At 42.6% G+C, this 7,751-nt stretch carries 11 protein-coding genes; 4 read left to right on the forward strand and 7 right to left on the reverse strand.

The genetic code is table 11. The features are described 5' to 3' along the window. Positions 1-24 precede the first annotated feature (24 nt). Complete coding sequence (locus tag AC13DA_RS15545) at positions 25-2,298, reverse strand: bifunctional diguanylate cyclase/phosphodiesterase (protein ID WP_284451482.1); 2,274 nt, start codon at positions 2,296-2,298, stop codon at positions 25-27. Between the two features lie 196 nt (positions 2,299-2,494). Here AC13DA_RS15545 and AC13DA_RS15550 point away from each other — a divergent pair, with 196 nt between their 5' ends. Genes AC13DA_RS15550 through AC13DA_RS15560 form a run of 3 tightly spaced genes read left to right on the forward strand, consistent with a single transcriptional unit; the run spans position 2,495 to position 3,421 of the window. Next, entirely contained in the window at positions 2,495-2,950 is a 456-nt protein-coding gene (locus AC13DA_RS15550; protein ID WP_284451481.1) for a hypothetical protein, read from the forward strand. A gap of 16 nt (positions 2,951-2,966) precedes the next feature. After that, positions 2,967-3,245 carry a class I SAM-dependent methyltransferase gene (locus AC13DA_RS15555; protein ID WP_284451480.1) on the forward strand — a complete coding sequence of 93 codons (279 nt, stop codon included), beginning with the start codon at positions 2,967-2,969 and terminating at the stop codon, positions 3,243-3,245. Continuing rightward, a complete protein-coding gene (locus tag AC13DA_RS15560) occupies positions 3,245-3,421 on the forward strand; it encodes a VOC family protein (protein WP_284451479.1) in 177 nt (58 codons plus the stop codon). Before AC13DA_RS15555 ends, AC13DA_RS15560 begins: the two co-directional genes overlap by 1 nt. A gap of 155 nt (positions 3,422-3,576) precedes the next feature. Here AC13DA_RS15560 and AC13DA_RS15565 read toward each other — a convergent pair whose 3' ends face one another. From AC13DA_RS15565 to AC13DA_RS15580, 4 genes are all read right to left on the reverse strand, one after another. Beyond that, on the reverse strand, positions 3,577-4,479 hold the full coding sequence (locus AC13DA_RS15565) for a DMT family transporter (RefSeq protein ID WP_284451478.1): 903 nt from the start codon (positions 4,477-4,479) through the stop codon (positions 3,577-3,579). Between the two features lie 135 nt (positions 4,480-4,614). Continuing rightward, on the reverse strand, positions 4,615-5,265 hold the full coding sequence (locus AC13DA_RS15570) for a LuxR C-terminal-related transcriptional regulator (protein ID WP_284451477.1): 651 nt from the start codon (positions 5,263-5,265) through the stop codon (positions 4,615-4,617). A gap of 17 nt (positions 5,266-5,282) precedes the next feature. Further along, positions 5,283-5,453 carry a hypothetical protein gene (locus AC13DA_RS15575; RefSeq protein WP_284451476.1) on the reverse strand — a complete coding sequence of 57 codons (171 nt, stop codon included), beginning with the start codon at positions 5,451-5,453 and terminating at the stop codon, positions 5,283-5,285. Between the two features lie 80 nt (positions 5,454-5,533). After that, positions 5,534-5,866: a YnfA family protein gene (locus AC13DA_RS15580; protein ID WP_284451588.1), complete on the reverse strand. Its 333-nt coding sequence runs from the start codon at positions 5,864-5,866 to the stop codon at positions 5,534-5,536. A gap of 266 nt (positions 5,867-6,132) precedes the next feature. Here AC13DA_RS15580 and AC13DA_RS15585 point away from each other — a divergent pair, with 266 nt between their 5' ends. After that, positions 6,133-6,417: a DUF3144 domain-containing protein gene (locus AC13DA_RS15585; RefSeq protein ID WP_273179428.1), complete on the forward strand. Its 285-nt coding sequence runs from the start codon at positions 6,133-6,135 to the stop codon at positions 6,415-6,417. Between the two features lie 81 nt (positions 6,418-6,498). Here AC13DA_RS15585 and AC13DA_RS15590 read toward each other — a convergent pair whose 3' ends face one another. Continuing rightward, a complete protein-coding gene (locus AC13DA_RS15590) occupies positions 6,499-6,708 on the reverse strand; it encodes a cold-shock protein (protein ID WP_007144101.1) in 210 nt (69 codons plus the stop codon). 287 nt (positions 6,709-6,995) lie between these two features. Further along, positions 6,996-7,544: an NMCC_0638 family (lipo)protein gene (locus AC13DA_RS15595; RefSeq protein ID WP_284451475.1), complete on the reverse strand. Its 549-nt coding sequence runs from the start codon at positions 7,542-7,544 to the stop codon at positions 6,996-6,998. Positions 7,545-7,751 lie beyond the last annotated feature (207 nt).

Consider the following 7,751-nt stretch of genomic DNA (forward strand, 5'->3'; position numbering starts at 1 on the left):
CAGTACTCATTCGTCTAAACAACCTTACCACTGTGGTTTCCAACCCGCTATCCATTCGGGTACCAGCTCTGCTGGCATCGGTTTGGCAATACCAAAGCCCTGGGCTAACTCACAGCCCAGCTCTAATAACGCTTTTCCATGTTCGGCAGACTCAACACCTTCTGCTATTACACCGCGCTGGAAGGCATTTGCCAGGCCGATAACGCCTTTCACAATAGCCAGATCATCTTCGTCAATCAGCATGTCACGTACAAAGCTTTGATCTATTTTGATGATTTCCGCTGGTAAATGCTTGAGGTATGTCAGTGATGAATAGCCTGTCCCAAAATCATCAATTGCGAATTTCACACCAAGCTGGGCGCAGGCATTCATTGTATTTGATACATTCTGGATGTCTTCTAAGGCACTGGTTTCTAAAATTTCCAGTTCAATTTTATGCGGGTCTACTTCAGGATAAGCTTTCAGCAGAGAGGCTAATCTATCAGCAAAATTAGTCTGCTCAATCTGTAGAGCTGAAATATTAATACTGATCATATCTGGCATAGTGGCCTGCTCAGCTTGCCACTGGCTGATTTGTTTCAAGACTGCATGGATAACCCATTCACCCAAATTAACACTGATAGGATTGTTTTCTATGTAGGGCAAAAACGCACCTGGTGGCAACAAGCCTTCCTTAGGTGACTGCCAGCGAAGTAGAGCCTCTAAACCAATCACCGAGCCCGTTCTCATATTGACGATGGGTTGGAAGTGCATGACAAATTCATCGTTTTCCAAAGCTCGTTCGATATGCAACAACTGTTTTCTATGTGATCTGATGGCATCATCCTGATTCACATCAAATAGGTGATAGCGATTTTTACCCAACTGCTTAGCTGTATACATAGCATGATCAGCGTGACGCATGAGAATGTCGGCATCCACACTGTCTTCTGGAAATAACGTCACCCCGATACTGGCAGACACTGAAAAAGTTTTATCATCAATAGAAATCGGCTCAGAGGATGCCGTTAATAGACGCTCAATCACTGATTCACAGTCTTCAAACACATTCAGCTCGGTGAGTACGGCGATAAATTCATCCCCACCAATCCTTGCAAGGGTATCGCCCTCTCGTAACGACGCTTTCATACGATTAGAAATAGTGACCAGAAGCTTATCGCCGACTTCATGACCATATGTGTCATTGACCTGCTTGAAGCCATCTAAATCAATAAAGGCCACCGCCAATAATTGTTGATGACGTTGGCAATGTGCCATGGATTGCTTGAGACGATCAGCCAGTAAGATACGGTTAGGAAGTGAGGTTAATGGGTCATAACTTGCCAGTCGCTCAAGTGCTATCTGTTGTGCACGAATATGCGTGATGTCTGAAAACAAGGCCACATAGTTAACGGCGTTACCATCTGCATCACGGATTTCACTGATCGTCAGCATTTCTATAAATGGCTGTCCATTTTTGTGTCTGTTTGATACTTCACCAGACCAATAGCCTTCCGTCTTAATTGAATGCCACATCTCTTCATAGAACGTTGGAGAATGTTTACCTGACTGAAGGAGTTTAGGGCTCTTGCCGATAACATCTTCTCTGCCGTAGCCCGTGATTCTAGTGAAAGCGTCATTGACTTCGATAATCTTATTATCAGTATCAGTGACTAGAATCCCTTCATAAGCATGGGTAAATACCGTGTTGGCCAGCTTGAGTTTTTCATCTGCTTCTTTACGGGCGGTTATGTCAGCGTGTGTGCCGACAAGGCGTATAGGCTTCCCGTGTTCATCACGAGTAATCACCAGTCCACTATCACGAACCCACTTGTAATGACCATTTTTACAGCGTATGCGGTGCTCATTGATATAACAATCTGTTTTACCATCAAGGTGACGCTGTAAATCTTCCATCACCAACGCCAGATCATCCGGATGAACACGACTCGCCCACTCATCAAGGCTGTTACTGAATTCCCCATCGGCATAGCCAAGCATTGTTTGCAGCTGCTTGGAGTACCACACCTTGCTTGAAGGCACATCCCAGTCCCAAACGCCATCACCAGAAGCATTCAGCGCATAGCGTAAACGCTCTTCAGCCTCATTCATATTCTTCAACTGGTGATAAACAAGCCAGAAAAGAATAAAACCCGTTGCGATGATGAAAAACCAACCCTTAAAGGTTTGCAACTCAATAATGCTTTGTTTATCAACAAAAAAATATGAAAGAGCCTTGTCAGACGTAATTATCCATATCACTCCAATAATCACGTATATGATGGATACTCTTAATGCCGACATCCATACAGTATTCATAAAAAACAACCACTCAATTCTTATGGAGAGCCGATAGCTTATAGATATATATATCGATGTAACAGGACAGATAACAGAATCGGAATAATTGATAACGCAATGCTAAATCAATGTTTTAAAACGCAAGAGTGACAGGCTCTGTTATTATCAAAATCAACTATTAACTCAGTAAAAAAACTTGATGTTGAGAGCCTATATGACTAACTACACCATCCAACGCTGGCTGCCTCTTCTGTTCTTGGTGAGTCTCATTTTGCAGACTTCTCTTGTGATGGCAAAAACCGGTACGGGTCTGGAAATAACGAATCCACAGCAAGTGTATGTGGTGTATACCGTTGAACCGGATGGTGTGGATCAGGGCGAGTTTGAGGCCATTATTGATAATCAATTATCCCAGGCCAATATTCAGCAAAGTCCACGTGATGATGCTCAGCTCTTTTTGCGTGTTGAGCAGCATGCTGGTGAATATCTTTTATATCTCGATTTCAGCCGAAAGATGTTTTATACCGTTTATGGCAAGTGTTTCAGTAAAAGTGGTTTTGTCTGGGGGCGTTATGTCAAAGATATCTCTGACGTTGATGAATTGAATGAGGATGTCGAATTTCTCATCAATGAATTCGTGGAAGAATATACGAAAGCGAATAAGCTTTAAATTGGCTGGGTAACTCATGACACCAGAAGATATCGGCAAAGCCTATGACACGATCACCCACCTTTGGGAGCGTGAAGAATTCGATAGAAATAACGGCATTGAGGCTCATCAACATGCCATCCGTTTTGTTGAAAACAAAGGCAAAGCACTGGATGTGGGGTGTGGATGTACTGGACGATTTATTGACCTGCTTCAAAACGAATGCTTTACGGTCGAAGGTGTCGCCTATTTTTATCACGGCCACTGTAGCTTTTTCTACAAAATTTCTATAACCAAACGCTGGCTGAAAACTTGATGATGCATCTGCTCGTGGAAGACGTTCAGTCTTGGCATCAACACATCACCGAAGCTGGGATAGCTGACAAATATGACGTGAAAATGTCAGCTGTCAGCGAACAGCCCAGGGGGATGCTGGATTTTGTTGTGCATGATCCTAGTGGGGTGTTGTGGCGAATTGCTCAGAATATCTAGAGCTTAATTACCTTAGCACCGGCTGCAATTACCGAACCTACCCCCATAATTACATATCCGAAGAATAGTCATGTTTATGCCTGTCCCGATATTTTTCACGATGGTCACAGCTACCATGTAACTCCAATCACAATCACATAAAACTGGCATCGTTTTTATGCATTCATCATCACCACACCAGAGAGTGCGGCGAGTATACCTACCACTTGGACCCAACTTGGTTGTTCTTTTAAAACCAAAAAAGCCAGGATAGCGGTAGGTACTGGAGATAAAGCACCTGCAACACCAGCGACTGAGAGCATCCCTAAGTTAGCGGCCACAACAAAAGTAAGCGTGCCTAAGGTCTGGCAAATACCGACAGCAACGATGACCCAGCGAATTTTTTTAGAAAAGCCCCAATCTGGCTTTAGAAATGGAATAAAAACAGCCACACTCAGCGCTGAGAAAACGGTAGCTGATGCTGCAGGCCACAGTGGAGACGTTGTTTGAGCTTGTCCAAGAAACACAAAGAAGAAACCAAGCCATAATCCGGCCACCGCTGCCTGAATCACATCTCTATGACACACTAAAAAGCCACGTTGAAAGCGATATCTTGAAAATAATGAGGGCGATATGACGTTTTCATCAACGTCTTTCTCACTACCTGGTTCGCTCTTATTGCCGGTGCTCACCAGAGCAATAGAGAGAATAACCAACATAATCCCAACCAAAGCTATAGTGGAAGGCTGCTCTCCCAGTAATAAACCAACACTGAAAGGAATAATCGCCGTTCCGACCCCTGTCACGGCAGCAACAACACCCATTCTTCCAGCCGATAGTGCTTTGTAATAGAGAATAAACCCTGTCCCTAATACGCAGCCAGCTGCCGCCCCCCAAGCTAAGTCAGAAAAAACAGGTACACCACCAAGCAAGAGTGCCAGACCAGTTATGATCACAGAACCAATCGCTTGTGAGTACAGTGTTAATGTCAAAGGCGATATCTTTTTCCCCACTAGCCCAGCAAGAAAATCTGCCACTCCAAAGCTCAGTGCAGTCAAAAGACCAAACAATAACAACATCCCCATTTCTCCTATCAGATAAAAACCAACATCACGCTTTAAGCAGGATATGGGCTATCCTGACGGAAATAATGTTATACGACATCGGTCTAAAGGCGGATGACATATCTATCAAGCTACTGACAAATACAATAGTCACCTCACATTTAATGATGGTGAGGCAATAGAATCCAGTAAAGATGTGCTTTGGGCATACACGGCTAACTGAACACGACTGGTCATGTTGAGTTTATCTAACATGCGACTTACATGGGATTTCACCGTTTTTTCTGTTATTCCCAAATGGCGGGCAATAGAGGCATTACATTGACCTTGCCCCAACAGCGTTAAGACCTCACACTCCCGATCCGTTATACACTCTCTAAATGGATCGTCCGCCAGCGCCTGACAAGCAAAAGCATCAATAAATGTTTTCCCAGAACAAATCGTAGCTAAGCCTTTTCGCATGTCTAAGGCAGTAAGATGATGGGTAATGTAACCCGCTACATTCTGACGAACCGCCTCTCGAATATACTCAGGGTGCAGTTCACGAGTGAGTATCGCCAGTTTCTGATCGTGTTCATGCGTCGAACACGCTTTAATGAAAGAGAAACCAGATTCCGTGGCAAGATCAATATCCGTTAAAACGATATCAACACTCATTTTTCCCAATATTCTAAGGGCCTGCTCGCTATTTTCCGCTTCACCTACCACCTCATATTCTGGCCATGACGAGATGAGTTTTTTTATTGCCTCTCGAAATAAGCAGTGACCATCAACTAAAAGAATAGTGGTTATTGTGTTCACATTTTTATTCCAAAGGTTTATGAATAATCAACGTCATACTGAACTTGGACAAAATCATTGGCAACGACTTTAGCCTGTGCATGCTTAAGCTTAATTTGATGGCCTATAAAACCAAATAAAAGTTTATCACTACCCAGATTAGCAATATATCCATCAGCACTTGTGGCTATAAAAACGGAACATTTCATCAAGATTACTCATAACATTACCAATACCTGCTGACGGAACATTTTTTCCATCAAGCAAGCCAGTTTAAAGTCAGTATTCACTAAGAACTACGTGGTGCAAACATAATAATCGCCATACCCAGCAATGCGACGCCTGAACCAACCATGTCCCATACTGTAGGTCGAATACCTTCTACGGCCCATAACCATAAAATAGCCATAAAAATATATACCCCACCATAAGCGGCGTAGACTCGGCCGGCTGCCGTTGGATGCAAAGACAACAACCAGGCAAACAAAGAAAGACTGAGTGCAGCAGGCACCAGCAGCCAAATGGATTTTCCCTCACGTAGCCAAAGGTATGGCAGGTAACAGCCAATAATTTCTGCCAAAGCCGTCACGAGAAACAAGCCTACTATTTTTAGTTCGGGCAACAGATGCTCCCTTAATTGTTTCACTTAATGGCCTTGTGTTGGAAAAGCCATCCCATAATAGATAATGTATCAAAGCCTCTGTCTGCTTGATACTCATGAACGCTTGCAATTAGTTGGACAGGACAGGTTATCCCTATAACGGCAGAGGTTTTATCATGTTTTCTATCTGCTATGATGACCGGCGTTCAATTAGCTCAGATATAACAATTAAAACCCTAGCTACTGACGAGTTATTTCAAATCAATGAAACCAATGAGAGAAAAAGAATGAGTGAAAATTCAAGCAAAACATTTCAAGAACGTGTAGATGAATTCGTTGCTATTGCCAATGAACAAGCAGCGGAGAGCTCGGTAGAAGACGTCAATACAGCAGTGCTATTTTCAGCTGCCCGTTTTAATGCCTTTAGCGTCGCCCGTTCTGTTGAAAATGCAGAAAACCTGCAAGCAGAAAAACAAGCTGCCATCGAATACTTCACTCAGCGTTATGCCGAAATGCTCAATCAAAATCTCGAAGAGTACATCGCCCGGTTTGATAGCTATACGCAGAAGTAATTGATCACAAACGCCATATAAACTTCAAAAAAAAAGGGCAAATCCTTGCGGACTTGCCCTTTTTTATGACCGAGAACGAGCTTATACGGCTACGATGTTCTCAGCTTGTGGTCCTTTTGCACCCTGAGTCACAGTGAACTCAACTTTCTGGCCTTCTGCTAGGGTTTTGAAACCTGAGCTAGCAATAGCACTGAAATGGGCAAATACGTCTGCTCCAGACTCTTGTTCGATAAAACCGAAACCTTTTGCTTCGTTGAACCACTTAACTGTTCCATTAACTGTGTTTGACATAATAATTACCTGAATTTTGAATATAAAAATGCCTCTAGAGGCGTGAATAGCGTGAAAACGAGCTGGAATCTAGAAACTTCAGGACGGGGAATTACGAATAAAACAACGAGATGGAGAGTATAAATAAAAGTCTTACTTTCGAGCTGGGTACACAGTATAGGGTTTCATTGGAAATGTACAGATATTAATTCACTGATGTTATTACGTTATTTTTCCTCATCGCTACTATTCACCAGCAAAGAGGATGTTGTTGAACATAAAATCAAGCACTCTGACCCTATTGATTCTCAGTCTGATAGTAGGTTAGTACTGAAAGCCACCTGAAAATTACCCACTACTTGTGTGATGGCACTCATAACAACCCTTACTTTTTTATCAGGTAACACCACCGTGAATTGATATGTTTTTAGTTCTTTTTCTCCTGCAAACATTGGAATACTGTCAGTAGAAACCGTCCAGCCTGACTTTTCAGATATACGCTTGAGACTATCATTCATGTGAGAAATGTATTTGGAAACATCCGTCTCTTTAATAAAAACAGTACAAACGCCATCATCTCGGTATGCGACAGCATAGTTGCCATGTGGTGAGCTAAATGACCATACCTTACCATTTGAACCATTCAGAAAATACTTGGATAACTCAGGAGACAGTGGCGCTTTTATTTTCATTTTATTCGTCATGAAATCATCAAGAGCATCGGCATTCCCAGCATTTTGTACGCAGCTTGATAATGAAAAATTGGCACCGAAAAACTCAGGGTCATTAGCACTTGACTGGCTGCACCCTGAAATCAGGATTAAGAAAGTTGCAAAAAGTTTAGATTTCACTTCCATGTGTTATTTCCTTTGATAGCTAACGTTGGGCTTATATCCCTATTGATTAAATCAAGTTGGCTGCCCCTGACGGATCCCCACAAATAATCTAGTCATAAACTGGCACCTGCATCAACAACTGTATTTTTTTATTCGCTGCTTCCCACTCTCGTTTTTTTAATCGTAATCGTCGGTCTCGAAATGCCCTCAATCCAATATATTGATAGG

The sequence above is a fragment of the Methylophaga sp. F-2 genome (assembly GCF_056859315.1).